We start from the raw sequence: 26,847 nt of genomic DNA, 5'->3' as shown, positions 1-26,847 counted from the left end.
GAGATGCAATTTGATGTCGTCACGCTATTCCCTGAAATGTTCACAGCGATAACGCAGTCGGGTATTACGCGACGCGCGTTTGAGCAAAAGAAATGTGCATTGTCTTTGTGGAATCCGCGCGATTTCACCAGCGATAAGCATCGTACCGTTGATGACCGTCCCTATGGTGGTGGTCCTGGCATGGTGATGATGGTTAAGCCGCTGGAGGCCGCCGTACAGGCAGCCAAGGCAAGGCAGACAGAACAAGGTTTGGTTGCACCTCGCGTTGTGTATTTGTCGCCGCAAGGCAAGGCATTGACCCATGAACGCGTGATGCAGCTGACGACAGAGCCGGGTCTGGTTTTGTTGTGCGGACGTTATGAAGCAGTAGACCAGCGCTTTCTGGATAGCTGCGTCGATGAAGAAATCAGCCTCGGCGATTTCGTCCTGTCAGGCGGTGAAATTCCGGCGATGGCATTGATGGATGCGGTGATCCGGCAGTTGCCCGGGGTCTTGCATGATGATGCATCGGCAGTTGAAGACAGCTTCGTTAATGGCTTGCTCGATTGTCCGCATTACACGCGGCCTGAAGTCTACGAAGGCGCAGCGGTACCGGCAGTGTTGATGGGTGGCCATCATGTCGAGATCGAAAAATGGCGCCGCGAACGTGCGCTGGAAGCAACCGCAAGGAAGCGCCCGGACCTGATCGTCAAGGCGCGTGAGGCAGGATTGCTGACACGTGTCGATGAAAAGTTTTTGAGCAGTTTGTAGTTTGTTGTATCGAGCGGGGCGCATTAACAGCCCTGCAATGTGTAACCCCATCCTCTACCGGGCAAATATATACGTGGCGCCGGCACGATGGTTTTTGGAGTAATAAAAATGGATCTGATCCAAACATTAGAGCAAGAAGAAATTGCTCGCCTGGCAAAAAACATCCCTGACTTCGCTCCTGGCGATACAGTGGTCGTCAACGTCAACGTAGTTGAAGGCACACGTAAACGTGCTCAGGCTTACGAAGGTGTTGTTATCTCCCGTCGTAACCGTGGCCTGAACTCGAACTTCATCGTTCGTAAAATCTCGTCCGGTGAAGGCGTCGAACGTACGTTCCAGTTGTATTCCCCGCTGATCGCATCGATCGAAGTCAAACGTCGCGGTGATGTACGTCGTGCAAAACTGTACTACTTGCGCGAACGTTCGGGCAAATCGGCACGTATCAAAGAAAAACTGCCACAACGTCGCGCTGCAGCAAAAGCGGCGGAGTAATTGCCAATATCGGATACGTCCGGGCAATACTTGCGGTAGCAACAAAAAAGACACCTTCGGGTGTCTTTTTTGTTTTCCGGAGGCATTTTTTGATTGTTAAATTTGGTGCTGAAGCGATGACAGGTTTAACATCAGTTAATCCGATGCAAGTCCGTACTTGCGTCTTGTATCAGGCACAGGCCGTTTAGATATCGCTGCTTCATTCGATCCGGATGGAGCGCACATAGATTAACTTTGTATTAGGAAGTTGAATTGGCCAGACTGCATTTTGATCCGGAATTATTGCCGGTAGATTCGCTCGGCGGCGAAGAGGCCGTTGCTCTTGACCGCTTGCGGGACGAAGCTTTACGCGCACGCTTTTCCAACCCGCCAGCGTGGTCGCCGGAAATTACCGTGGAGCGCCTGGTGCGCCCCATGAGCGGCCCCCTGACTGAGGCGGCGGTCTTGCTACCTATCGTGTTGCGTGAAGAGAATGGCCCGACCATCCTGTTCACCCAGCGTGCCGCACATTTGAATGACCATGCCGGACAGATCAGCTTTCCCGGCGGTCGCATGGAAAGCTATGACGAATCGCCGATAGCAACTGCATTGCGCGAAACCGAAGAAGAGGTCGGCATCAGTCGCAGCCATATCGATGTGATCGGGACTTTGCCTGAATACCATACCGGTACCGGCTTCCGCGTTACGCCGGTAGTCGGCATCGTGAAGCCGCCGTTCGAAGTAAAGGCCGATCCGTTCGAGGTAGCCGAGGTGTTTGAAGTACCGCTGGCTTTCCTGATGGACGGCATGCACCACCAACGCCGCACCGCAGAGTTCGTCACCGGGAATCGCACCTTTTATGTGATGCCGTATGAGCGCTTCTTTATCTGGGGCGCTACTGCAGGCATGTTACGCAATCTATTTCATTTCCTCCGGGCGTAAGTCGTTTACGCGTGTGGATTACCGAGTTTGGCTGTAACGCTAATTATTATGTTTCGCTTTATTTGATTCTCGCGAAGTGCTGCGTTATCGTATGGGTTGACTGACTATTAAGGCGCTTTAATGACATTTTTCTCCATCTTCTTTGCGCTATTGATCGAGCAATTAAAACCGTTGCGGGCCGATAATCCGGTCTACGCCGGGGCGCGAGCACTGGCTGCCAAGCTGGAAGGGTCGTTTAACGCCGGTCAGGCGCATCACGGACGGCTGGCATGGGCGCTGATGATCGCTGCGTTCTGCGTGCCGGTAGCGTTGTTATATTGGATCAGCGTCAAACTCGGTCCGCTGGCTGCTTTGATCGTGAATGTCGGTGTAGTTTATCTGACACTGGGTTTCCGTCATTACAGCCATTTCTTCACCTCTATCCAGCTGGCTTTGAACAATGGCGACGAAGCGACCGCCCGCTCCTTGCTGGCTGAATGGACCAAGCGCGATACCGCTGGCATGGATGTCAGCGAAATCTCACGTATTGCAGTTGAAACTGCATTGGTGACGACACATCGCAACGTATTTGGCGTGTTCTTCTGGATCCTGACCCCGCTGGGCCCGGTCGGCGCCGTGATGTACCGCGTGGCCGAATACCTGGCACGCATCTGGAACGAACCGAAGATGGCTGAGCGCGAAGAGTTTGGTCGCTTCGCATCACAAGCGTTCTACTGGATAGACTGGATCCCGGCACGCCTGACGGCGGCTGCCTTTGCCGTGGTCGGCAACTTCGAAGATGCGATTTACGCCTGGCGTAATTTTGCCGGTCGCTGGCAGGATGAAGCTATCGGCATCATCTTGTCCGCCGGTGGTGGTGCGATGGGCATACGCCTGGGTGCACCTGTAGAAACCGTGGCTGAGGTGATCCCTGCAGACGCGGCGATGGTGGATTCGATCAATATCGAGACCGAAGCACCAGTCGGCGAAGAAGCGTCCAGCCGCGCACTGCAAAGCACTGTGGGCCTGGTATGGCGTGCATTGCTCTTGTGGATGCTGCTGGTTCTGTTGTTATCTATTGCGAAGTGGTTGGGTTAACAAGCGCCACATACATAAAAAGCGCGCTATGCAGCGCGTTTTTTTATGTATGAACACATTTTCTCGGTATCGGTCGATCGCTGATCTCGCTGCCGACTTTAACAAATACTGCATAGGGAATTTTTATTGATGCGTCATCGCGCAGCTTTTTCTGTGTCTTTTTCCGCGTTGTTGACGCTTGCCATCGGTTTGTTGATTAGTGCGTTGTTGTTTGCTTCGGTGCGTCGCCTGGAGCACGACAAGGTCGATATCGATTTCCAGCAGCAAGCCAAAGTGCGGGTCGCAGCGGTGCAGGATGGACTGGATAGTTCCATGCGCGTGCTGACTGATATCAATCAATTGTTCAAGACCTTTGGCATAGTCAGTCGCGAAGAATTCAAAACCTTTGCCCAGCCTTTGCTGGCGCGCAATCCCTACATCCAGGGCTTTGCTTACCATCGCTATCTGTCGCATCAGGAACGTGCCGCTTATGAAGCGGAGATGGCCAAGCTCATTCCGAATTTCACGATTACCGAAATGGTGGACGGTAGAGCGGTGACCGCACCGGAGCGTCCGCGTTATCGCGTGGTGGATTACATCGTACCTATGGCTGGGAACGAAGCCGCGCTAGGTTTCGATGCCGATTCCTATCACTTCCAGACCGCAGCGATGCAACGTGCAGTGGATACCGGCCAGCCGTCGGCTACCGGATTGTTGCACCTGATACAGGAACGTGGCGCACAGCGTGGCTTCATCGTCCTGATGCCGGTTTATAAGGAAGGTGCAGTGTTGTCGGATATCGCATCACGCCGCGCGGCAGTGATCGGTGATACCGCGGCCGTGTTTCGCAGCAACGACCTGATCTCGCGCGCACTGGAGGCCAATGACTTGTTGTTGACATCGCATGTCGATATGGCGGTCGATGTCAGCGTGTATGCCAGCGCTGAGCATAGCGAGGATAGCCTGGTGTTTGGCAAGGGCGTAGAGCCGACTCTGCATCATGGAGCTTTCGGTTTGCCTGCGTGGTTGTTCTACGACCAGCCGGAAACCTATCAGCATGCTTTTGATGTAGCCGGTAAGACCTGGAGCATGGTGGTATCGACACCGCCTATCCTGTTCCTGAAAAACAGCAGCAGTGCCTTGTGGGCGTTCCTGGTCGGCTTGTTGCTGAGCGTCGTATCAGCGATCTATCTGCAACTGATAGTCGACCGCTCACGCCGCATCCAATTGCTGGTCGACGACCGAACCGCGCAGCTGCGCACAGTGAACGATGATTTGATCGCTGATATCGCAGCACGCAAACATGCAGAGCATGAATTGCAATTGCGCGACCGTGCGATCGAAGCCAGTGCCAATGCCATCATCATTGCACGTGCCACGGCACCGGATTATCCGCTCGAATACGTCAATCCCGCTTTCACCCGGATCACTGGTTACTCGCCGGAAGAAGCGCTGGGTCGCAATATCGGTTTCCTGTGGGGCAAGGATTGGGAACAACCGGGTATAGAAGAACTGCGTTCGATCGCGCTGGAGAAGCGTGAAGGCCATGCGGTGCTGCGTAATTACCGTAAGGATGGCGCTTTGTTCTGGAGTGATTTGTATATCGCGCCGGTCAAGGACGATACCGGTGAAGTCAGTCACTTCGTGGTTGCGCTATACGACATTACTGCAACCAAGCGCTATGAGTCAGAGCTGGAGTTCCAGACCAATCGAGATGCACTGACCGGCCTCGCGAATCGCAGCTTGCTGCGCGACCGCCTGAGCCAGGTGATTTCGTATGCGCATCGCTACAATCATCCGATCTGGATTGCCTTTGTCGATCTGGATCGCTTCAAATTCGTCAACGACACGCTCGGTCATCAGGCTGGCGATATCCTGCTGAAAGCAATTGCCGAACGCCTGCAAGGTGCAGTGCGCGATACCGATACCGTGTCGCGCATGGGTGGCGATGAGTTCGTGCTGATCCTGCCAGAGCGCGCGGACGCCGGTTTATCGACCGGTATCGTGCAACGCATTATGGATGGCATCGCAAAACCGCTGACGATAGAAGGACATGAATTTTTTATCAGCAGCAGTATCGGTGTCGCGGTTTATCCGAATGATGGTGTGACGCCGGAAGAGCTGATCAAACATGCCGATATCGCGATGTATCGCGCCAAGGAAACCGGTCGCAATAACTTCCAGTTCTATACCTCGGCGATGAACGAACGCGCGCTGGAACGCTTGCGCCTGGAAGGTGATTTACGCAACGCATTGGAGCGCGGTGAGTTCGTCCTGCATTACCAGCCGCAGCTGGATCTGCATAATGGAAAAATTGTCGGCGTCGAGGCGCTGATACGCTGGCAGCATCCGGAGCTGGGCATGATTCCGCCGGTGCGCTTTATTGGCCTGGCAGAAGAGACTGGTTTGATTGTGCCTATCGGTGCCTGGGTGATATGCGAGGCATGTCGTCAGAACAAACTGTGGCAAGAACGCGGCCTGGGCTCCTTGCGTATGTCGGTCAATCTGTCGGCACGTCAGTTTGCACAGCAGGATTTGCTGGAGTCGATTGCACAGGCATTGGCAGAGACACAGCTACCGCCGCAGTGCCTGGAAATTGAATTGACGGAAAGCCTGGTTATGGCCGACGTGGATCATGCGATCGGTATCTTGCGCGAGTTGAAGGCGCTGGGTGTGCAGCTGTCGATTGATGACTTCGGTACCGGTTACTCCAGCCTGTCTTACCTCAAGCGTTTCCCTATCGATGTATTGAAGATTGATCGCTCCTTCGTCAATGACATCACGACCGATCCGGATGATGCAGCGATTGTCGCCTCCATCATTTCGCTAGCGCATAGCCTGCGTCTGACCGTGATTGCGGAAGGCGTGGAAACCGAAGAGCAACTCGCCTACCTGCAACAGCACGGCTGCGACCAGATACAGGGTTACTTCTTTAGCCGTCCTATCACTGCCGATGCTTTGGAAGTCATGCTGAGAGACGACAGGCGTTTACAGGTGGATACGCGCGGGTCGCTGATCTGATCAGCTGGATTAATTGATACGTTTGGGGGCGATGTATTCAGGCAGCTCGCCTGGTTTCCGATGTGCGTACCAAGAGATCAATCCCATGCTGCGCCAGAGACTGTTGAGCTGGCGGTAGCCGAAGTTGCTGATGATGGCGACCAGTATCAAGGTGCAGAGATCACCGGTTTTTGGATAAAGGTGGAAGGCCATTTCTTCCAGCAGTAAGCCAGAAGCAGATAACAAGATACCCAGCGCGATCATGACGGACAGGAAGGCCAGGCATGCTGGCCACGATATGACGCCAACAGCCAGGCCGCCCAGTACGAATACATAAGCCAGGCATTCCAGTAGCGGTCCCGCTACTTCAAACAGCAAGAGAAATGGAAACGCGAGATGCCCGGCACTGCCGCTGCGTCTGGCGAACAACAAGCCCATATTCTGCGCCAGGCTGTCGGCCACACCTTGCTGGCTGCGTACGCAATCATTTTTCAAAGCAGAAAAATTATCCGGCACCTGTTGCCAGCAAATCGGGTCAGCGATGAAGCGTATTCGATAGGCTTGTTGCCGGTCCCGCATGATTCTGTGCATACGCGTGATCAATTCCATTCCTGCGATACGGGCACCACGGCTATACGCACCGGCTGCAATCACCGCTTCCTTGCGCAGCAACATCATGCCTGCAGGGGCGATCAACATGCCATTCAGCATAGACCAGCCCAGGGAGGCATATAGCTGGTTGCGCAAGCTATCAACGATCTTGAACAGTGCGGCCCAGCGCGTCGGCGAGCCCGCACCCGGTGATGCGACGCGCGCCGCGGCGACGCTGGCAATCACATGATGATCATTGAGGAAAGGCGTCGCCAGGTATTGCAGGCTGTCGCGTTGCACTTGCGTTTCTGCATCCAGACTGCAAAACAATGGATATCGTGACGCATTGATGCCGGCATTCAGGGCATCTGCGGTACCGCCGTATTCCTTGTCGATCACACGCAAGTGCGGATAACGGCTGGAGCGGTAGATGCATTTCACTGCTTGTGTTTTCAGTTGTACACGATAGGCTTCCGGAAATGGATGCAGGTCGAACGCGGTAGTGAGCGCTTCCAGGCTGCCATCCTGTGCGCCATCGTTGATAACGATGACTTCGAATTTGCTGTAGTCCAGATGCAGCAGTGCCTGTGTCGCCTGTACGATGGTGTCTGCATGTTTGTGCGCGGGCAGCAAGACACTGATCGGTGGTTCCAGCTCGGAATGCAGATACGGCAGGTCAGTCAGTATCTTGCTTTGCTCGGCATCGTGCATGCGCACTACCGCCAGGATATTCAGCAGGAAGTAACCGAGATGATAGATGACGAAGTAGGCGAAGATAGCCCAGGCTATGCCATATGTGAGTGCGGACAGGCTCATAAGGTTTGCCTTTCTGCGATGGCCTGGCTCAGCATGTCACGTGCAAAACGGTCGGACAGATTGTTTCTCAGTAATTCGATTTCAGTCATGCTGAGGAAAGGGATGCCGACCAGCGATTGTGCTGCGCGATAACGCACCCACCATTCGGCATCGGCCAGCAGCGGTATCAGGCGATTGACGTCCGGGTGCTCGCCTATGCGTCCTATGACTTTCGCCGCTTGCCCGCGTACGCGCCAGTCCGGGTGCTGCAAATGCGGGCGTATATACGGCAGCAGGCTGGCATCACTGGCGATGCGCAGCGCGGCAATGATGATGTCGGTTTCGTTGTCCTTATCCAGCAGCTTCAGGATGGCGGCATGTGACAAAGGCAGTTGCAGTGCCTCGATCAGGCGCAAGGCACGGACCAGATGTGCGGCGCGTATTTCATCGGCTGCTTCCAGCAAGGGCAGCATAAAGGCTGCGTGTGCTGGTTGCAGGATGCCTGCGATGTGCGCGATCGCCCAGTCATTACGTGCCAGCATCAGTGGTGTCAGTTGTTGTGCGGCAGCCGTCGCATCGATTTGCACCAGCGCCTGGAAGGCATGGATGGAAGTGGCATTGTCGGCTGCCATGGTTTGCAGTACCAGCGCATCCCATGATGCATGGTCGCGCAGATGTCCCAGCGTCAGTGTCGCGAGCAGGCACTCAACACGCTTGCCACGTGTGAGAAATCGTCGCGAGTATCGATCAGCACCGACCGAGTAAGCGATGGCGATCAGGTTCTCTGCTGCTTCATTGCTGCCAGCGCTGCGTATCAACTGATTCCACAACTTCAGGAAATAAATACGTTCGTGTCGCGCCACCATGGGCAATACCGTGGCTACCGATGATTGCAAGGAACTGAGCAGCAGCGGACGCCAGCTTGCGAGGAATGCACGTTCGGCTTGCGTGCGTCGCCTGAGTGAGAAGCGCAGATAAGCCAGCAACAGGATGAGCAACAGGCTTAAAGCGATAGCACCTATGCCTAGCCAGGCACCGAACAGCGGATGGGAGAGAAGGTCAGGCACTAGCTGGCAGCTTTACAAGTCGGTGCCATCGACATCAGGCTGGTGGCGGCAACTGGTGTTGCTTGCATCGGATGCGTGGCAAAAAGAGTCATGCCCATATCGGCCTCATGTTGCATTTAGGAATTTTATTATTGTAATGCTGATTGCTGTGGCTGCATGCTGCGTGGCAACATTCAAATTAAGTGATTAACGTGCGTCATCAGATCCGACTCTTTTGCACAACAGTTGATGTCTCTGCGACAAGTAGGAGAGTGGCTCATGTGTATGGAACTGTGCGTGTAGGTATCTGTCTGGCATGTAATAATCACGAGCTCACCTCACACTCCAGACTATGCGAATTACATCACGCCTGCCACTTGCCCTGACCCTGATTTTTTCCTTTGCTGCCGCTCCGCTGGCGTCATACGCTGCGCAGGGCTTGCCTCCCGTCGTTAGTGATGCACTGAAGCGCAGCGCGATACCGCAGAGCGCAGTAGGTACATACGTGCAGGAGGTGTCCGGGCAGGCGCCGTGGATAGCAGTGAATGAAACGGCTGGCTTTAATCCAGCCTCGACCATGAAGTTGGTGACCAGCGATGCGGCACTTGAATTGCTGGGGCCGACTTTCAACTGGAAGACGCAAGCATATATGACCGGCACGCTGAACGGCGATGTGCTGGATGGCGACCTGATTATCAAGGGTAGCGGCGATCCCAAGCTGGTGACCGAAAATTTCTGGCAATTCCTGCGCAAGATACGCGCATCCGGCATACGCGAGATACGCGGCAACCTGATCCTGGATCGCAGCATCTTTGAAGAGATGCCATATGACGCGGCGCAGTTCGATGGCGACCCTTTAAAGCCATACAACGCAGGGCCGGATGCACTGCTGTTGAACTACAAAGTCTTTGCCTTCCACTTCCTGCCGAATCCGGCGCGTAACCAGGTCGATATCAGCGTAGATCCACCGGTCGCCACCTATCCAGTGATGGCACCCGCATTGACGAATGGCCCGTGCGTAGACTGGCAGGGCAAGCTGATGCCGACCATGGGACGGGTCAGCACGAATTTCGCGGGCAGCTATTCTGCGGCCTGTGGTGAAAAGACCTGGTATTTGCATCCTTACCTGATGAGCCATAGCGAATATTTCGGCGTGGTGTTCCGTCAACTGTGGACGGATGTCGGCGGCGTCTTCAACGGTGCAGTGAATAACGGCCAGGTACCACCAAGCGCGCGTCTGGTGACCGAGTGGCAGTCGACCAGCTTGCCGGAAGTGATACGCGATATTAACAAGTACAGCAATAACGTGATGGCGCGCCAACTGCTGTTGACGGTGGCGGCCGACGTGCTGAAAGTACCGGCATCGCCGGAACGTGGTGCACGTGTGGTCAAGACCTGGCTGGCGAACAAGGGCATGGATACCTCGCAAGTCGTGATCGAAAATGGTTCGGGTTTGTCGCGTACCGAGCGTATCCCGGTCGGTGTGATGGGGCGTATGCTGGTCAGTACTTTCCAGTCACCGACTATGCCGGAATTCATGTCGTCGCTGCCCTTGGTTGGTTATGACGGCACCATGCGCAAGCGCCTGACCAAACAGACAGTGGCAGGGCGTGCGCATATCAAGACCGGTACGCTGAACGATGTGCGTGCGATCGCCGGTTATGTGCTGGCGGCATCCGGCAAACGCTATGCAGTGGTGTGCATTATCAATCATCCGAATGCTGCGAACGGGCAGGCGGCGCATGATGCCTTGCTGCAGTGGATATACGAAAACGGCTGATGCCGCATCGTTACACCAGCCATCCAAAAGGGCGCCTCATCAGACGCCCTTTTTATTTTTTGTCACTGGAAGAGGGCTGCCTTCAACAGTGTTTGGTCCTTCGAAAATTGCTGTTCGGCAATCATCAAAAAATATTTAACAGTTGTCAAAAATCCCTACCCAATTTTTATATTTTGATGATATCGTCTGCATCAAATCTGACATGTCACAAATGTGCCAGATTTTGTTTTGATAATAAAAAAATAATTTTTGGCTATACAAGCCTATGCTAAGGAGAAGAGACTATGAGCAAAATCCCATTGCCGTTCCGTTCTGCACGCCTGGCCGGTGCCATCATGCTGGGTCTGGCGACCACCAGCGCAGGCGCATTCGACATCACCGGCAAATACTGCGACACACCTTCACGTTGTGTGAATCCTGCTACTACCCAGGGCATGGTCACCACGTCCAATTATCTGGCGACACAGGCAGGCCTCAAGGTCTTGCGCGATGGCGGTAATGCCATCGATGCGGCGATTGCGGCTGCCGCGACGCTGGCCGTGGTCTATCCGCAGATGACGACGATAGGCGGCGATAACTTCTGGCTGATCCATAACGCCAAGACCGGCGAAATGCGCGCATTGAATGCGAGTGGTCGCGCTGGTGAAAAAGCTACTATCGATTTCTACAAACAAAAAGGCCTGAGCAAGATTCCGGCACGCGGTTATCTGGCCGCTAATACGGTTCCTGGGGTGATATCAGGCTGGGATGAGGCTTACCGTTACGGCAAGCAAAGCATGGGCAGCAAACTGAACTGGTCGCAACTGATGGATAGCGCTATTGGCTATGCGCAAGATGGCTTCGCAGTCACACCGTCGCTGACCAAATGGGCGCAGATCAACGTCAATCCGGCTGACCAGGAATTCCGCAATCTGCAACGCTTCGCAGGCTTCAAGAAAACCTATCTGAAAGCGGATGGCAGTGTGTACCAGGTCGGCGAAGTGCTCAAGCAGCCAGAGCTGGCCGCTACCTTGCGCATGATCGCAAAGGATGGCGCGAAAGCTTTCTACCAAGGCCCTATCGCCAAGAAGATCGTGGATGAACTGCAGCGCAACGGTGGCTTGCTGACGCTGAAGGACTTCGCTAACCACAAGGCGAATTGGGTCACACCTTTGAAAGTGCCGTACCGCGATACGATGGCATACAACCTGCCGCCGAATACACAAGGCATGGCGTCACTGGAAATCCTGAACGTCCTGAACAACTTCGACGTCAAGAAACTCGGTGAAGGTAGTGCTGATTACTACCACCTGATCATCGAAGCGACCAAGGAAGCGTTTGCCGACCGCGACCGGTATTTGACCGATCCTGAATTCGTGAAGATTCCGCTCGACTTCCTGCTGTCCAAACAGCATGGTATCGATCAGGCCAAACGCATCCAGATGGCCACCGCTGCGACTGCAGTCAAGCCACTCGATCCTAAGGGCGATACGATCTGGCTCGGCGTAGTCGACAAGGATGGCAATGCAGTGTCGCTGATCCAGAGTGTGTATCACGACTTTGGTTCGGGCATCGTGCCTGAAGGTACAGGCGTGCTGTTGCAAAACCGCGGCAGCTTCTTCTCGCTGGATAAACAGCACATCAATCATCTGGCACCAGGCAAGCGCACTTTCCACACGCTGAATCCTGCAATGTTGCTGAAAGATGGCAAGCCATTGCTGGTGTACGGCACCATGGGCGGTGAAGGTCAGCCTCAGACCCAGGCAGCGATCGTCACCCGCATCGTCGACTTCGGTATGACACCACAAGATGCGATCAACGGCCCACGCTGGTTGCATGGCCGCACCTGGGGCGCTGTTTCGAATGATCTGAAGATAGAAGGTCGTACCCCATTGGCAGTGACCGATGAGTTGAAGAAACGCGGCCATCCTATCAATGTGGTGGAAGACTACACCGACACCATGGGACATGCGGGTGCGATCTGGATCGATCCGGCTACCAAAGTGCGCTACGGTGCGACTGACCCACGCGGCGATGGTGTAGCTGCAGGTTATTAATCAGGTAGTGACGCAATAAAAAACCGACCGTTTAAAAGCGGTCGGTTTTTTTATGCCTGCGTAAAAATCAAAGCAGTATGGGTTTGTTCGATAACTGATTTGCTTGCGCGCCGTTTTCAGGGAAGTGTTCTTGCAGCGCTGCGTTCAGTTGCTGTATCCCGGCGATGACGCTGTCATGGTATTCGCCCCTGGCAAAACCGCTGGTCATGGTTTTACAGACCGCATGCCAGTGATGCTGCGGAATCACACGTGAGATGCCGCGGTCAGCCACGATCTCTACCTGATGATCGGCGAGGTCTATGTAGATCAGAATGCCTGAGTTTTCTTCGGTATCCCAGATGCGGTATTGCGAAAACAATTCATGTGCGCGTTCGCGCGAACTGATACCCGCCACAATGGCAGAAAACTCCAGTGAAGGTTCGACGATCAGGCGTATCTCGGCACGATGTACGGTTTCGCCAGACGCGATCGCTTTCTGTATGGCAGTCAGGGTCGCGCAGGGAAAAGCTTTCTTGCCGCTGTAACGGGTAGTACTGAGGTGGCGCAGTGCGCGTGAAAATTTATTCATTACCAATTCCCCGAGGCGCCACCGCCATCAAAACCGCCGCCACCGCCCGAGAATCCACCACCGCCGCCAAAACCGCCGCCGCCACCACCAAAACCACCGAAGCCGCCACCAGAGCGACGCCCCAGTTCATTGCCGATCGCAGTGCCAAGGATGACGCCAGCCGAATTGCCCCAGTCGCCATTGCTGCTATGTGCACGCGGGCCGCGACCACCACGGCTGCGCGTCATCATGATGATGATCAGGATGGCAAAGAAGATGAACGGACCCCAGGTAAAGGCTTCATCCTGTGCCGTTGCCTGGCCGCGTTTCGCTGGTTCGGGAAAGGCTTCCTTGTCCAGCAAACTGGTAATGACGGAAACACCGGATGCCAGGCCGCCGTAGAAATCACCCTGACGGAAATGCGGTGCAATCACATCCTGCAAGACGCGTTTGGATTGCGCATCGGTCAGCACGCCTTGTACGCCGCGCCCGGTTTCTATGCGCAGGCGACCGGAAGCCGCCGAGTTGTCCTTGGCGACCAGCAAGAGCACGCCATCATCTACGCCTTTGCGTCCCAGCTTCCATGCATCCGCGACGCGTATGCTGTATTGCTCTATGCCTTCCGGCTCAGTGCTTTTCAGCAGCAGGATCGCGATCTGGTTACCGGTACGCGTTTCATACTCGGCCAGGACATTTTCCAGCGTAGCGCGCTGTTGGGCATTCAGCATGCCGGCCAGGTCGGTCACGCGCTCCTTGAGCGGCGGTACCGGTACCAGGTTCTGGGCACCGGCCAGTACGCAAAATAGTGCGAGCGTACAGGCCAGTAAGGTGCGCAGGATTTTCATGGACGCTCAGGTCTTACTTCTTGTCGAAATTCACAGCTGGCGGTGCAGAGATCGCCTTTTCATTCTCTACTGTGAATGACGGTTTGACCGGATAGCCAAATACTTTGGCAGTGATATTGGTCGGGAAGCTGCGTGCCAGGATGTTGTAATCCTGTACTGCAACGATGTAGCGCTGACGTGCCACCGTGATGCGGTTCTCGGTGCCTTCCAGCTGCGATTGCAGGTCACGGAATGCGGTATCGGCTTTCAGTTGCGGATAGTTTTCCGATACTGCCATCAGGCGTGACAGCGCGGACGACAACTCGCCTTGTACTTGCTGGAATTTGCTGAAGGCTTCCGGATTGTTCAGGACTTCCGGTGTGATCTGGAAGCTAGTGGCGGCAGCACGTGCCTTGGTCACGGCTTCAAAGGTTTCGCGTTCATGCGTCGCGTAGCCTTTGACGGTATTCACCAGGTTGGGGATCAGGTCGGCGCGGCGTTGGTATTGGTTGACGACTTCACCCCAGGCCGCTTTGACGGATTCGTCCTTGCTCTGGAAGTCGTTATAGCCGCAGGCGCTCAGGGTAGAGGCCAGCAGTGCGATAGCCATCCATTTAAATAATTTGGTCATTTGATTCCTCCTTGTATAGCTTACAAAAATCCGTTGGTAGTACTTGATGCCTGCTTATGTGATGCTCTTGCTGCGTGGTTTCAATAGTACCGTGCTCATCGCAGCCAGTATCAGCAACATGGCTGCATAATCCTGCCAGTGCGGTGTTTCCTGCAAGACCCACATGCCGGAGAACACGCCCAGCACCGGGATCAGCATCACCGACAGGCTGGATGCAATCGGCGGCAAGCTGCGCGCCAGCGAGAACCAGACTACCTGGCCAAAACCGAATACCAGTACCGCGTTATACGCAATTGCCAGGAATTCGCGCATATCAGGCATGCGCCATGCATCGTATTCGAGCACGGCGGAAATCACCGCCAGACACAGCGCTCCCAGCAAAATCATCCAGAAGGTCAGCGCGATGGACGCGATGCCCAGGCGCGTGCGCTTCATCAATACGGTGCCAAAACCCCAGGACGCAGCGGCGATCAGCGCCAGTATGCTACCCATCGGTTGTCCGGCGATATTCACAAATTCACTGGATAGTAATAATAGCGCGCCGCTGAGTGCCAGTGCGATGCCACACCAGCCCGCGCGGGTGATGTTGTCGCGGAAAAATATCAGGCCGCACAGCACCGCCCAGATCGGCATCGTATAACCGAGGATGGCGGCACGACCGGACGACAGCATTTTGACGCCGACGATGATGCAGACATTCCACATGACCACATTAGGGAAGGTCAGCTTGAAAATGGTTCCCAGGTCGCCCTGGGGAATTTTTAAGGAAATGCCTTGCGAGCGTACCGCCAGCCAAAGAATCGGGATAGAGCCCAGCATGCACAGTGAACGGAAGGCGATAGGCGGGAAAAACTGTACGCCGATTTTCATGATGGGCCAGTTGATGCCCCAGCATACAGTCAGGAGAACCAGCAATAGCCAGTCTTTACGGGAAAGCGATGTCATGCCGGCACGATAACATGGCGCGTTACAATACGGATTGTTTGAAACAGAAAGATACCGCCGTGACCTTCATCGAAAAATTATCCGCCGTCTGGCAAAGCCAGAAAACCCAACTTTGCATAGGTTTGGACCCTGATTTGGCCAAATTTCCGGCCCATTTGCAGGGTAAACCTGATGCCATCCTGACATTTTGCAAAGAAATCATCGATGCAACCGCAGATACCGCCTGCGCCTTCAAGCCGCAAATTGCCTATTTTGCAGCCTTGCGTGCGGAAGACCAGCTGGAAGAGATCTGCAGCTACCTGCGTGAACGTTATCCGCATATCCCTATCGTGCTGGATGCCAAGCGTGGCGATATAGGTGCGACTGCCGAGCAATATGCGCGCGAAGCGTTTGATCGCTACGGTGCGGATGCGGTGACGGTGAACCCGTACATGGGCTTTGATTCGGTACAGCCTTACCTGGAGCGTCCGGATCGCGGCGTGATCGTGCTGTGCCGTACCTCGAATGCGGGTGGTTCCGATTTGCAGTTCCTGAATGTAGACGGGAAACCTTTGTATCAGCACGTCGCGCATCTGGTTGCAGATAAATGGAATACCAACGGTCAGTGCGCACTGGTGGTCGGTGCGACCTTCCCGAATGAGTTGGCGCAGGTGCGCTCGCTGGTCGGTGATATGCCTTTGCTAATTCCAGGCATCGGTGCGCAGGGTGGTGACATTAAGGCGACGGTGGAAGCCGGACGTACCGCGTATGGCACCGGCATGATGATTAATTCATCGCGTGCCATACTCTATGCGAAAGCTGATGAGACGTTTGCGCAGGCTGCGCGTCAGGTTGCGCTGGATACGCGTGACGCCATTAACCGTTACAGCGCTTAAGCTGTTTACTTGGCAGTATTTGTCGCGAGGAAATTGAGCAAGCCCTGCAAGGCATGCTCAACGCTTTGCTCACGTACCGCGTGGCGGTCACCACTGAATAGCATGTGATCGACATGCACTTCGTCACCCCAAGCCCAGCCAAAGCACACCATGCCGACCGGCTTGCCCGGAACGCCGCCACCCGGTCCGGCTATGCCGGTAGTGGAGAGTGCGATGGTGGCGCGGCTATTTGCGATCGCTCCCTGTGCCATCGCCTGCGCGGTTTCATTGCTGACTGCGCCATGACGTGCCAGTACTTCTTCCGGCACTTTCAGCATGGCGATCTTGGCTTCATTCGAATACGTCACGAAGCCGCATTCAAACCAATCCGATGAACCGGCAATTTCAGTAATTGCCTGTGCCACGCCGCCGCCGGTACACGACTCAGCGGTCGCCAGCATCAGTCCGAGTTCCTTCAAACGTTGCCCGACCTCGGTCGCCAGTTCTATCAGGTTTTGCATGCCAGCTCCTTGTCTCAGAAAGAGCGCCAGATGGCGAACACCAACAGCGTGAAAAACGCCGCCACGATGTCGTCGAACATGACGCCGAAACCACCTTTGAAGCGCTTGTCGAAGTAAGCGATAGGCGGCGGTTTGACCATGTCAAAAAAACGGAAGCAGAGGAAGGCATAGAACTGCATCCACAAACTGGCAGGCGTAATAAAAAGTAGTACCAGCCAGAAAGCAATCACTTCATCCCACACCATGCTGCCGTGATCGGAGACGCCAAGGTCGCGGCCGGTTTTGGCGCATGCCCAGACGCCGACGATGAAGCCGCCTATGATCACCAGCCACCAGGTGGATGGCGTAAAGAACAGCGGCCAGCGTGCGCTCAATACATTGAAAGAGAGCCAGCCGAATAAAGTGCCGAAGGTACCCGGCATGATTTTCGATAAGCCGCTGCCGAAGCCTTGCGCAATGATGTGGGCCGGATGCGCCAGCATGAAACTGGAATTGGATTTGACGGATTTGTTTACGATGCCGGGTTCGGATGCGTTCATGGGGAAGCGAAGTGGTCGAAGGATGTGATATTGAGATCCAGTGGCCGACCAGCCTGGTCCAGCAGGCGCAAGCCGGGAGCAGCTTCTATGCTACCTATGCGGGTGACCACGGTATCGGCGGCCATTGCCGCGCCCAATACAGCTTCGCGTTTGGAGACTGGTGCTGTAAAGCACAATTCGTAGTCGTCGCCACCTGCCAGCGTAAAGCGGCGACGCATGTCCTGTGACTGCTTTTGCAGCATGGGACCTGCCGGTAGGTCATCGACGTGCAGGGTGGCACCGACGCCAGATTTTTTCAGGATATGGCCGAGGTCACCGATCAGGCCGTCGGAGACATCCAGTGCCGAGTGCGCAATGCCGCGCAGTGCCAGACCGAGCGCTACACGCGGTTGCGGTGTGTGCAGGCGACCTTCAGCTTTGGCCAGGACTTTCGCGTCCAGTTCGTATTCCTTGTACAACGCGCCGAGTGCCAGGCGCGCATCGCCAAGTGAACCGGAGACCCAGATATCGTCACCTGCCTGCGCGGTATCGCGGCGCAATGCTTCACCGGTCGGGGTTGTGCCAAATACGGTGATGCAAATGTTCAGCGGGCCTTTGGTGGTATCGCCGCCTATCAGTTCACAACCGTGTGCATCGGCCAGTTCAAACAAGCCACGTGAAAATTCAGCCAGCCATTTTTCTTCTGCGCTCGGCAGGGAGAAGGCGAGTGTGAAGGCAGTCGGCTCTGCTCCCATCGCGGCCAGGTCGGACAGATTCACCGCCAGTGACTTATGGCCCAGCTTGCGCGGATCGGCCCCAACAAAGAAATGACGTCCTTCCACCAGCATGTCGGAAGAGATGGCCATTTGCATGCCGTCTTGCTGCGCCAGCAAAGCGCAATCATCCCCTATGCCCAGCGTAGCTCGGTTTTTGGGGTGGCCAGGGCGCACGAAGTAGCGCGCAATGAGATCGAATTCGGACAACATGCTGTCATTGTACAGAATGCGGTGCGGCTCTTCGTATGGGAGTGCATTTGATAAGAAAAAACGCAGCTTCCGGTGATGGCAAGCTGCGCTTTTATGTGACCCGGCCTGTGGCCGCCGTGATTAGCTGGCGGCTGTCGGAGAGCTGGCAGGGTGACCGAGGCCAGCCAGCAATTCTTGCCGGATCGCATTGTCATGCGGCGATACGCCAAAACCAGCGAGTACACCGTTGGCATCGTAGAAGCGGCTGATGCAACGGCCGGTTTCGGTGGTTTCATCCTGCCAGCTTCCGTTCGCAACGATATGCGGTGCTGGCGGAATCAGTGCCAGTGGATAGCTAGGGGTCTTGATCAGCACTGGCGACGGCTTCAGGTCAATCACGGTCTTTTCGCCTGTCAATGTTTTGGCGATGGCGCGACCGGCCGTCATGATAGGTGTGATGTAGGGCAGGGTATGGGTGCTGCCATCTGTCAACGAAGTGTATTCGGCGCAATCGCCCAGCGCGTAGATATCTGCTGCACTGGTCTGACCGTAGGTATCGATGATGATGCCGCGATTGGTCTTCAGCTGGGCTGCGTGCGCGAGGCGCAGGTCAGGGCGCAATCCGACTGCAGACAGTACGACATCGGCGGCTACCGTGTTGCCGTCGGCCAGCGATACTTGCAAATCATTGTCGCCATGAGCCACGCTTTCGGCGACGGTATTCAGGTGGAAGGTAACGCCACGGGCACCCAGTGCAGTTTGCAGTTTGGCGGACAAGGCTGGAGCCGCCAGTGCGGCCAGCGGACGCGCGCTAGGATCTACCAGAGTCACGCTGTGACCAGCACCTGCCAGGTCATCAGCAAATTCGCAGCCGATCAGGCCTGCGCCGAGGATGGTGACGCGCACTGGTTGGGCATTTTTCGGTGCATTGATATGCGCGCGGAATTTCGCATAGTCGTCGACGTGATTGACCGACAGTACCTGGTCGGCCGCTTCGCCCTTCAGGCCGAGGTGTATTGCTTGTGCGCCGTTGGCCAGTACCAGCTTTTCATATTCAAACACGCCAGCGTCAGTAGTGACTGTTTTGGCCGCGGCATCGATGGCGGTGACATGCGTGTTGGCCTGGATGGTCGCATTCAGCTGCTCGGCCATTTGCGTCGCGCTGTGCGTAATCATTTGTTCTGCTTGCTTGCCGTGGGCAAAGGCATTCGACAGCATAGGTTTGGAGTAGAAGCCGCCGCTGTCTGCCGTGATCATGATTAGGGGAGTGGTTTTATCCAGTTTGCGGAATTCGCGTGCAACGGTGTAACCAGCCAGTCCTGCTCCGATAATGATGATCGGTTTCATATTTATCCTTATGCCTAAAAAATGTAATGCGTGACAGTACTTGATATCGCGCGGATATCCAATTGCCGCAGTTTACTCAAAAGCCGGTTTTTAAGCTGCATTTAATTTGCAGCAATTAGCGACACCTTATTATTTGCCTTGAATCATGCATGCATTGCTTATTGTTATTAATTTTAAATATCATCTAAAATCCCAGATGTGCTGGCAATGTTCATTCATTTGCCGGCATTTTTAATTTTTTTGAGACTCAGTAGAAACCCGTAGAAAAACAAATTACCGTCTTCCGGCTCTGCTAGAATGAATTGCTTCCGCATATAAAAAGGATGGCTGCTTAGTATGGATTCGAACACCGATAAAAAAGAAGAACTCCGCCTTCAGTTACGTCAAGCCGCACTCGAGTATCACGAGTTCCCGACTCCAGGAAAAATCAGCGTCACTCCGACCAAACAAGTAACGAATCAGCGCGATCTGGCCCTGGCTTATACGCCGGGCGTGGCAGTCGCTTGCGAAGAAATCGCCGTTAATCCGGCCGACTCTTATCGCTACACCGCACGCGGCAATCTGGTTGCTGTCATTACCAACGGTACCGCCGTGCTGGGCCTGGGTAACATCGGTCCTGCAGCTGCCAAGCCAGTGATGGAAGGCAAGGGCGTACTGTTCAAGAAGTTTGCCGGTATCGACGTCTTCGATATCGAAATCAATGAAACTGATCCGGACAAGCTGTGCGACATCATCGCATCGCTGGAGCCGACCTTCGGCGGTATCAACCTCGAAGACATCAAAGCACCTGAATGTTTCTACATCGAACGCACACTGCGCGAGCGCATGAAGATTCCGGTCTTCCATGACGATCAGCACGGCACCGCGATCATTGTGGCAGCCGCTATCCTGAACGGCCTGAAAGTGGTCGGCAAGGATGTAAAAAAAGCGAAACTGGTGGTCTCTGGCGCAGGTGCTGCCGCGCTGGCTTGCCTGGACCTGATGGTAGACCTCGGCTTCCCGCGTGAACACATTTTCGTCACCGATCTGGCTGGCGTCGTGTATCAGGGTCGCGTTGAACTAATGGATCCGGACAAGGAAAAATTTGCACAGAAAACCGATGCCCGCACCCTGGGTGAAGTCATTGTTGATGCGGATATCTTCCTCGGCCTGTCGGCTGGCGGCGTATTGAAACCAGCGATGGTGGCGGCGATGGCCAAGCGTCCTGTGATTCTTGCATTGGCGAACCCGACACCGGAAATCCTGCCGGATGAAGTCCGTGCAGTGCGTGATGACGCCGTCATCGCAACCGGTCGTTCCGACTTCCCGAACCAGGTTAACAACGTCCTGTGCTTCCCGTACATTTTCCGCGGCGCATTGGATTGCGGTGCCACCACGATTACACGGGAAATGGAAATCGCAGCGGTGCACGCGATTGCACAACTGGCGCAAGCCGAGCAATCGGACATCGTTGCGACGACATACGGTATCCACAATCTGAGCTTCGGCCCGGATTACATCATTCCGATGCCGTTCGACCCGCGCCTGATGATCAAGATCGCGATGGCGGTTGCGAAAGCAGCGGAAGAGTGCGGTGTGGCAGCACGTCCTATCACCGACATGGAAGCCTACGCGGATCGCCTGCAGCAATTCGTGTATCGCAGCGGCACCTTCATGAAGCCTATCTTCCAGATTGCGAAGGCGACACCGCCAGAGCTGAAACGCATCGTGTATGCGGAAGCGGAAGAAGAGCGCGTATTGCGTGCGGTGCAGGTCGTGGTCGATGAAAAACTCGCGCGCCCTATCCTGATCGGTCGTCCTGCAGTGCTGGCGCAGCGTATCGAACGCTTTGGTTTGCGTATCAAACCGGACGTGGACTTCACCATCATCAATCCGGAACACGATGATCGCTATCGCGACTTCTGGCAAACCTACCTGGCGATGACCATGCGCAAAGGTGTGACCGAGCAATACGCGAAGCTGGAAATGCGTCGTCGTCACACGCTGATCGGCGCGATGGCTATTCACAAGAAATATGCGGACGGCATGATCTGCGGCACCTTCGGTACCAATGACCTGCACCTGCACTATGTGGATCAGGTGCTGGGCAAACGTGCCGGTGTGAATGTCTATGCCGCGATGAATTGCCTGATTCTGTCGGATCGCCAATTGTTTATCGTAGACACACACGTCAATGAAAATCCGACTGCAGAACAGCTGGCGGAGATCACTATCCTGGCTGCAGAAGAAATGCGTCGCTTCGGCCTGGCGCCACGTGCTGCGCTGTTGTCGCACTCGAACTTCGGTTCCAGCAATAGCGAGTCTGCACAAAAAATGCGCAAGACTTTGCAACTGGTACGCGAACGTGCGCCTGACCTCGAAATCGATGGCGAGATGCATGGTGATCTCGCATTGAATTCTTCACAGCTGAAAACGGCTATGCCGGACTCGACTTTGAAGGGTGATGCTAATCTGCTGATCTTGCCTAATATTGATGCGGCTAATATTACTTACAACCTGTTGAAGACGACTGTTGGCAATGGCGTTGCGATTGGTCCTATCTTGCTGGGTTGCGAGAAGCCTGTTCATATTTTGACGCCGTCGGCTACTGTACGTCGGATTGTTAATATGACGGCTTTGTGTGTGGCAGATTCGGTGGCTGAACGCTAAGCTGTAGCTCTTATAAAAAAGCCGCTCTTGCTTTAGGCAGGGCGGCTTTTTTTATTGCTTGTCTGATTTCGTTTAGTGTTGCTGGTGCGGTATTTTCTTCGATCAGTGTTGGGTTGCCGGGGGTGGCCCGGCGGCCACTCACTTTCTTTGCTTCGCCAAAGAAAGTAAGCAAAGAAAGGCGACCACGGCGCCGCTGCCCCTGCGAGGTCCCCGTTTGTGCAGGAGAAAAAATGGGAAGTGGACGAAACTCGCTACCCTTGCAGGGCGCGTATCCGCTTGCAAGCGGATACCGTTACGCAGGCGCGGAACAGTGTTCCGCGAATTCCCTGCTACACCTCAAACACATCCACTTCTTTTTCCATTTTCTGTCCCGCACAAACGGCATCGTCACAGTGGATCACAACCACGGCCTCTGTGTGAACGACGCGGTCGCTTTTATTGAAGGAATTTAGCTGTCTTTAACTTCAGCCTTTAAGGGCACTCGCCCTGTCTGCACCAGCGGCGAAGCCCGATCGCAATGCCCGGGCTGGTCGTCGAAGAACATATGCGGTTTGAATGCCGCCAATACATCGGACTTGGAAACGCCACCCATGAAGAAGGTTTCATCGATGGTAACGTCCCATGCGCGCAAGGTGCGGATGACGCGCTCATGCGCCGGGGACGAGCGTGCAGTCACCAAAGCAGTGCGTATTGGTGCTTTGTGTGCGCTCGAGTTCTTGAAGCTGTTCTGGATGAAGGACAAGGCTTTGAGCAGACGCGCAAACGGGCCTTCTGGCAAAGGCCTCAATGCATTTTCGCGTTCATGGTTCTCAAACGCTTCTATGCCCTGGGTTTGGTAGATGCGTTCCGATTCGTCGGAGAAGATGACGGCATCACCGTCGAAGGCGATGCGGATTTGATCCAGCTCTTCAAAGGCGTTTGCCGGTTTTTGATACAGCAGCGCAGCCGCGGTACCTGAATCGATCGCCGCCTGTACGTCATCTTCATGCAGCGACAGGAACAGGCTGACGTTGAAGGCGTGCAGATAAGGGGCTAGCGATGCACCACCGGACAGAACGGCTCTGGTGATGTCGAGATCGTAGTGTTTGATCGAGTTGAAGATGCGCATCGAGGTCTCGGTCGAGTTGCGCGACATGATGACGACTTCAACGAAGCGTTGGCCGGGAGCCAGCGCATTGAGTTTCAGTAGTGCACGCACCAGCGCAAAACCGGCACCCAGCTTGAGGATTTCTCCTTCATTGTCGAGCTGGTGCTGGCGATAGGCTTCCAGGCCCTGGGTGCGAAAGATGGCTTCTTCGACTTCGAGGTCAAAGAGTGCGCGGGATGAGATTCCAACTACCAGCAGGCGGTCTAGTGAAACGGGCATGTAGGGCTTTTCTTCCAGGTATCAGGAATGGTGTGCAAAGGGCATAATTGCGGGATTACTTTGCAGGTTCAGGTCGGGATCATTATAAACATTCCTGCTTGCTACACCTGCTGAACCTTTATCTGAGAGCGCAATGCTGGCAACCATCAGGAAATGGGCGAGACGTATCAAGAGCGATATCATCGTTTTATGGTTCGCCCGCAAGCATCCGGATACGCCCTTCATGGCGAAAGCGGTATGCGTGATTGCAGTGGCGTATGCACTGAGTCCTATCGACCTGATCCCCGACTTTATTCCTATCCTCGGTTATCTGGACGACGTATTGCTGGTGCCCGGTTTGATTTGGCTGGCTTTGCGCCTGTTGCCACCGCAGGTGTTGCAGCAATGTCGGGTGCAGGCGGAGGAGTGGATTACCAAATACGCACGCAAGCCCAAGAGCTATATAGGCGGTGCGCTGATCGTGCTGGTATGGTGCTTGCTAGCTTATTTGTGCTGGCGCTGGTTGGCGCAGTAGCCGGCCATATGCCTGAAGTGAGAGCGGTAGGCGTACCGCTCTCTTTGAAGAATTTACTGTTGTGGTTTGTCTTCGCCGTCTTCGTAAAACGAGACGCGCAAGGTACGGGTGCGATGCAGTTTTTTAAGGCCTGCTTTGGTACCGAGATATGCCGCCAGTACGCAGTACAGCAAAGCCATCCAGCCGAGGTAGTAAACACCGACGAAAGGCAGGACGATGACGAGGACGGTCGCGAAAAAGTCGCGCCGTTCGATTGTGATCCAGTAATGCGATAACGCGTACACAATGAAGAGCCCAATGAAGCCTAGCAACATGATGTTTCCCTATTGACAGATGTGTCTGCATTCTAGCATCCGGATATTTGCTGATGAGCGGTTTTCGCTGCTGCGCTGCGGCAAGGAAACGACGTCAGGGAATCAAATATGTTGCGTTCAATATGCATATTTAATAGAATGTGTATCACTGGAGAGCGATAGCTTATGAAACTGACCCGGTTTTCGGACATAGGATTGCGAGTGCTGATGTATTTGGCACGGGAGTCGCGCAGCCCGTCGGTTACAGTGGCAGAGGTCGCGATGCAGTTCGATGTGCCGCATAACCATCTGGTCAAAGTAGTTGGCATGATGGCAAAGATGGGCTGGATAGATGCTGTGCGTGGACGTAACGGCGGTATCAGTCTGGCTGCCAGTCCGGAGTCGCTGCATATAGGCAGCATCCTGCGCGTGCTGGAAGGTGATGACGAAGCCATCGATTGTGAAGGGATAGGCTGCCGTCTTTCTGGGGATTGTCGTTTGCGCAATGCCTTGAAGATAGGTGTTGATGCTTTCTACAATGCGATGGATGAGTACACGCTGGCCGATATTGTTTCCGGTAATACGGGTGAGCACATCGTCATGATGCATCGCAATTTCCTGATGGATCGCGCAGCTATCGCATAAGTTGAATTGGTTGGTATGGTCGGGCCTGGATCGGGCCCTTTTTAATAAGTTTAAAGTTGCATTTTAAATGCATCATAGGAGTGATTATGTTGTCTGCAGCATCCCGTCCTTATATAGACGCCAGTGTTCCTGTCCTGCGTGAACATGGTTTGGCCATTACCCAGGCCTTTTACAAAAACCTGTTTATCTCACACCCGCAGCTGCACAATATTTTTAATGCTGGCAACCAGGCTAACGGTGCGCAGCAGCAGTCGCTGGCTTCTGCCGTATTTGCCTATGCTGCCAACATCGATAACCCTTCCGCGTTGGCACCTGTTATCTCGCGCATCGTGCATAAGCATGTGTCGCTGGGCGTGACTGCTGCGCACTATCCGATAGTCGGCGAGCATTTGCTGGGCGCGATCAAGCAAGTGCTGGGCGATGCCGCCACGCCAGAACTTATCGCGGCGTGGGCAGAAGCCTATGGCATCCTGGCACAAGCGCTGATCGACGAAGAAAGCCGTCTGTATGCTGCTGCTGGTGTGAACCCGGGTGATCTGTTCGAGATGAACGTCACGGCAGTCGAACAGGAAAGCGAGCAGGTCAAATCGTTCACGCTGGTACCCAAGGATGGCAGCACTACACCTGCATTCCGTCCAGGCCAGTATGTCAGCGTGGCAGTGCACCTGTCGCATGGTCTGCGCCAGCTACGTCAGTACAGCTTGTCGGATGCGCCGGATCATCGCCACTTGCGCATCTCGGTCAAGCGCGAAGTCGCTGGCAAGGAAACACCCGCCGGTATGGTTTCCAATTGGTTGCACGACCATGTACAAGTGGGCAGCGTGCTGTCGGTCAGCAAGCCATTCGGTGACTTCACACCGGATACCGATAGCGAAGAGCCTATTGTTCTGTTGTCGGCAGGCGTCGGCATCACGCCTATGATTTCGGCGTTGAACCGCATTGCTTATGTGGCGCCACAAAGACGTGTGATCTTTGCGCATGCCGCACGCAATGCAAGTCATCATCCGCATCGTGCAGATATTGCAAAAGCAGCGGCGCTGATGCCTAATCTGCAGAGCGTGACCTTCTATGAAGAAGAGGCCGCTGAACAAAGCAGTGCACATGCTTTGCCGGGTCGTATGCAGCTGAAGAAACTACCGCAATGGGATGTTGCCAATACCAAAGTGTATATGTGCGGTCCTTTGCCTTTCATGCAAACACAATGGGCGGATCTGGTAGCTTCTGGTGTGCCGGTCAAGAACTTGCATCGTGAAGTCTTTGGTCCGGACATGCTGGATCATCTAATCTGATGACGGGTATCTGGTCGTCATCCGGTGCGTGCTCATAAGCGTGCCGGATGGTGAGCATGATAGGCACAGCCAGCGCTAGCCCCGCTGGCTGTGTCACTTCTACACGCATGCTGTTGGATGTTGCGTCCAGTCGTACTGGTAGCGACTTAAAAACTCTGCTGAATTGCTTGTCTGTAGCTGGCGCAAGTTCTTACTTCATTTCTGTCCGCGCTCCATCACTCTTCCTGCATTTCACCTCATCGATGCTGCATCGATGTTCTTTCCATTGCTCGCGCTGCTCGTTTGCATATGCATAGTCAGTGCGCATGCCGCATAAATGTTTTCAGATTACAGATGTCACGCGTTTAGAAATATGACGATGGTCTGCACGTTTGTACTGAAAATGTCGTACGGGAATTTGAATATGGCAATGAAGATGCAAAAGCGTTAACGGATGCGCAAATAATCGAACGATCATTCTCCGTTAATTGGG

At 54.5% G+C, this 26,847-nt stretch carries 24 protein-coding genes; 12 read left to right on the top strand and 12 right to left on the bottom strand.

Annotation, left to right across the window (positions count from 1 at the left end; translation table 11 throughout):
- The first annotated feature begins 3 nt into the window (after positions 1-3).
- The 5 genes from trmD (at position 4) to IXC47_RS16560 (ending at position 6,240) form a co-directional block, all read left to right on the top strand.
- Complete coding sequence (trmD, locus tag IXC47_RS16580; protein WP_195876379.1) at positions 4-750, top strand: tRNA (guanosine(37)-N1)-methyltransferase TrmD; 747 nt, start codon at positions 4-6, stop codon at positions 748-750.
- Positions 751-858: 108 nt separating this feature from the next.
- Entirely contained in the window at positions 859-1,242 is a 384-nt protein-coding gene (gene rplS / locus IXC47_RS16575; RefSeq protein WP_124574775.1) for a 50S ribosomal protein L19, read from the top strand.
- A gap of 252 nt (positions 1,243-1,494) precedes the next feature.
- Positions 1,495-2,163 (top strand): CoA pyrophosphatase, encoded by a 669-nt coding sequence (locus IXC47_RS16570; RefSeq protein WP_195876378.1) that lies wholly within the window; start codon positions 1,495-1,497, stop codon positions 2,161-2,163.
- A gap of 120 nt (positions 2,164-2,283) precedes the next feature.
- Positions 2,284-3,240: a CobD/CbiB family protein gene (locus tag IXC47_RS16565; protein WP_175626154.1), complete on the top strand. Its 957-nt coding sequence runs from the start codon at positions 2,284-2,286 to the stop codon at positions 3,238-3,240.
- Positions 3,241-3,369: 129 nt separating this feature from the next.
- The gene (locus IXC47_RS16560) at positions 3,370-6,240 is read left to right on the top strand and encodes a bifunctional diguanylate cyclase/phosphodiesterase (protein WP_195876377.1); all 2,871 of its coding nucleotides are present in this window, start codon (positions 3,370-3,372) and stop codon (positions 6,238-6,240) included.
- Positions 6,241-6,249: 9 nt separating this feature from the next.
- Here the strand turns inward: IXC47_RS16560 and IXC47_RS16555 are convergent, their stop codons facing one another.
- Positions 6,250-7,626: a glycosyltransferase family 2 protein gene (locus tag IXC47_RS16555; RefSeq protein ID WP_195876376.1), complete on the bottom strand. Its 1,377-nt coding sequence runs from the start codon at positions 7,624-7,626 to the stop codon at positions 6,250-6,252.
- The gene (locus tag IXC47_RS16550; protein ID WP_326838422.1) at positions 7,623-8,672 is read right to left on the bottom strand and encodes a HEAT repeat domain-containing protein; all 1,050 of its coding nucleotides are present in this window, start codon (positions 8,670-8,672) and stop codon (positions 7,623-7,625) included. Before IXC47_RS16550 ends, IXC47_RS16555 begins: the two co-directional genes overlap by 4 nt.
- Positions 8,673-9,003: 331 nt before the next feature.
- Here IXC47_RS16550 and dacB point away from each other — a divergent pair, with 331 nt between their 5' ends.
- Positions 9,004-10,431 carry a D-alanyl-D-alanine carboxypeptidase/D-alanyl-D-alanine endopeptidase gene (gene dacB / locus IXC47_RS16545; protein ID WP_195876375.1) on the top strand — a complete coding sequence of 476 codons (1,428 nt, stop codon included), beginning with the start codon at positions 9,004-9,006 and terminating at the stop codon, positions 10,429-10,431.
- A 434-nt stretch (positions 10,432-10,865) separates the two neighbouring features.
- Positions 10,866-12,467: a gamma-glutamyltransferase gene (gene ggt / locus IXC47_RS16540; RefSeq protein ID WP_230089622.1), complete on the top strand. Its 1,602-nt coding sequence runs from the start codon at positions 10,866-10,868 to the stop codon at positions 12,465-12,467.
- Positions 12,468-12,534: 67 nt separating this feature from the next.
- Here ggt and IXC47_RS16535 read toward each other — a convergent pair whose 3' ends face one another.
- Genes IXC47_RS16535 through IXC47_RS16520 form a run of 4 tightly spaced genes read right to left on the bottom strand, consistent with a single transcriptional unit; the run spans position 12,535 to position 15,414 of the window.
- Complete coding sequence (locus tag IXC47_RS16535) at positions 12,535-13,035, bottom strand: TPM domain-containing protein (RefSeq protein ID WP_175626158.1); 501 nt, start codon at positions 13,033-13,035, stop codon at positions 12,535-12,537.
- Positions 13,035-13,859 carry a TPM domain-containing protein gene (locus IXC47_RS16530; RefSeq protein WP_195876374.1) on the bottom strand — a complete coding sequence of 275 codons (825 nt, stop codon included), beginning with the start codon at positions 13,857-13,859 and terminating at the stop codon, positions 13,035-13,037. Before IXC47_RS16530 ends, IXC47_RS16535 begins: the two co-directional genes overlap by 1 nt.
- Before the next feature lie 13 nt (positions 13,860-13,872).
- Positions 13,873-14,469, bottom strand: a complete 597-nt coding sequence (locus IXC47_RS16525) for a LemA family protein (protein WP_175626160.1) — start codon at positions 14,467-14,469, stop codon at positions 13,873-13,875.
- Between the two features lie 54 nt (positions 14,470-14,523).
- Complete coding sequence (locus IXC47_RS16520; protein WP_175626161.1) at positions 14,524-15,414, bottom strand: DMT family transporter; 891 nt, start codon at positions 15,412-15,414, stop codon at positions 14,524-14,526.
- Between the two features lie 59 nt (positions 15,415-15,473).
- On the opposite strand from IXC47_RS16520, the gene pyrF reads away from it, so the two are divergent.
- Positions 15,474-16,289, top strand: coding sequence for an orotidine-5'-phosphate decarboxylase (gene pyrF / locus IXC47_RS16515; RefSeq protein WP_175626831.1), 816 nt, complete (start codon positions 15,474-15,476; stop codon positions 16,287-16,289).
- 5 nt (positions 16,290-16,294) lie between these two features.
- Here pyrF and IXC47_RS16510 read toward each other — a convergent pair whose 3' ends face one another.
- The 4 genes from IXC47_RS16510 to IXC47_RS16495 form a co-directional block, all read right to left on the bottom strand.
- Positions 16,295-16,789 (bottom strand): CinA family protein, encoded by a 495-nt coding sequence (locus IXC47_RS16510; RefSeq protein WP_195876373.1) that lies wholly within the window; start codon positions 16,787-16,789, stop codon positions 16,295-16,297.
- A gap of 14 nt (positions 16,790-16,803) precedes the next feature.
- Positions 16,804-17,328 carry a phosphatidylglycerophosphatase A family protein gene (locus IXC47_RS16505; RefSeq protein WP_175626163.1) on the bottom strand — a complete coding sequence of 175 codons (525 nt, stop codon included), beginning with the start codon at positions 17,326-17,328 and terminating at the stop codon, positions 16,804-16,806.
- Positions 17,325-18,293 carry a thiamine-phosphate kinase gene (gene thiL / locus IXC47_RS16500; RefSeq protein WP_195876372.1) on the bottom strand — a complete coding sequence of 323 codons (969 nt, stop codon included), beginning with the start codon at positions 18,291-18,293 and terminating at the stop codon, positions 17,325-17,327. Before thiL ends, IXC47_RS16505 begins: the two co-directional genes overlap by 4 nt.
- A gap of 120 nt (positions 18,294-18,413) precedes the next feature.
- Positions 18,414-19,619: an FAD-dependent oxidoreductase gene (locus tag IXC47_RS16495; RefSeq protein ID WP_195876371.1), complete on the bottom strand. Its 1,206-nt coding sequence runs from the start codon at positions 19,617-19,619 to the stop codon at positions 18,414-18,416.
- Between the two features lie 336 nt (positions 19,620-19,955).
- Here IXC47_RS16495 and IXC47_RS16490 point away from each other — a divergent pair, with 336 nt between their 5' ends.
- The gene (locus IXC47_RS16490; RefSeq protein ID WP_175626166.1) at positions 19,956-22,268 is read left to right on the top strand and encodes an NADP-dependent malic enzyme; all 2,313 of its coding nucleotides are present in this window, start codon (positions 19,956-19,958) and stop codon (positions 22,266-22,268) included.
- Positions 22,269-22,716: 448 nt separating this feature from the next.
- Here the strand turns inward: IXC47_RS16490 and IXC47_RS16485 are convergent, their stop codons facing one another.
- Complete coding sequence (locus tag IXC47_RS16485) at positions 22,717-23,634, bottom strand: 5'-nucleotidase (protein ID WP_175626167.1); 918 nt, start codon at positions 23,632-23,634, stop codon at positions 22,717-22,719.
- A 133-nt stretch (positions 23,635-23,767) separates the two neighbouring features.
- Here IXC47_RS16485 and IXC47_RS16480 point away from each other — a divergent pair, with 133 nt between their 5' ends.
- Entirely contained in the window at positions 23,768-24,148 is a 381-nt protein-coding gene (locus tag IXC47_RS16480) for a YkvA family protein (protein WP_195876370.1), read from the top strand.
- Between the two features lie 53 nt (positions 24,149-24,201).
- Here IXC47_RS16480 and IXC47_RS16475 read toward each other — a convergent pair whose 3' ends face one another.
- On the bottom strand, positions 24,202-24,462 hold the full coding sequence (locus IXC47_RS16475) for a hypothetical protein (RefSeq protein WP_175626169.1): 261 nt from the start codon (positions 24,460-24,462) through the stop codon (positions 24,202-24,204).
- A 165-nt stretch (positions 24,463-24,627) separates the two neighbouring features.
- On the opposite strand from IXC47_RS16475, the gene IXC47_RS16470 reads away from it, so the two are divergent.
- Together IXC47_RS16470 and hmpA are read left to right on the top strand one after the other, a co-directional pair.
- Positions 24,628-25,086 carry an RrF2 family transcriptional regulator gene (locus IXC47_RS16470; protein ID WP_195876369.1) on the top strand — a complete coding sequence of 153 codons (459 nt, stop codon included), beginning with the start codon at positions 24,628-24,630 and terminating at the stop codon, positions 25,084-25,086.
- An 86-nt stretch (positions 25,087-25,172) separates the two neighbouring features.
- Positions 25,173-26,375, top strand: coding sequence for an NO-inducible flavohemoprotein (gene hmpA, locus IXC47_RS16465; RefSeq protein ID WP_195876368.1), 1,203 nt, complete (start codon positions 25,173-25,175; stop codon positions 26,373-26,375).
- Positions 26,376-26,847 lie beyond the last annotated feature (472 nt).

The organism is Herminiimonas contaminans (assembly GCF_015645465.1).
GTDB classification, from domain to species: domain Bacteria; phylum Pseudomonadota; class Gammaproteobacteria; order Burkholderiales; family Burkholderiaceae_D; genus Oxalicibacterium; species Oxalicibacterium contaminans.
The sequence above is the reverse complement of the archived record's forward strand: the minus strand, read 5'-3'. Positions and strand labels throughout refer to the sequence as shown.